Annotated in this window: 1 protein-coding gene; it reads left to right on the plus strand. The window is 36.4% G+C overall.

Translation table 11 applies throughout. The annotated features are described in order from the left end of the window. Window positions 1–234: hypothetical protein (locus KP705_RS19475; RefSeq protein WP_215765503.1), on the plus strand; the 234-nt coding region annotated here is incomplete at its 5' end. Window positions 235–363 lie beyond the last annotated feature (129 nt).

Here is a 363-nt window from a genome sequence, read left to right on the forward strand (position 1 = left end):
GCATGCCAAAATACATTTATAATTTCTCATTCAAACGACTTAGAAACTATGAAAATTTGGAAAAATCTTAAGGAATTACATGATGAAAATTTAGATGAATTTTTTGAATTTTCTATAGTGCGAGATAATGAAGTGCTTCTAGAGACACTTCGCCTTCCGAGTGATCCTTCACTCTACGAATGGTTTGTCGGTCAGCCAAATGTGCCATTACCGACAAAAAAAGAAGCTTTCTGAATATATCTGAAGAAGGGGTTTCCTTCTTCAGCTTACGACAATTTGCTTGCAAATTGTGTAGTAAGTCCACCTTTTGAAAAAAGGGGGCTGAAACACCATGTCAAAATTCGCCATTCTTCGGGTTCAGAA

Origin of the sequence: Gluconobacter sp. P1D12_c (assembly GCF_018812105.1) — a bacterium.
In the GTDB taxonomy this organism is placed as follows: Bacteria; Pseudomonadota; Alphaproteobacteria; order Acetobacterales; family Acetobacteraceae; genus Gluconobacter; species Gluconobacter oxydans_A.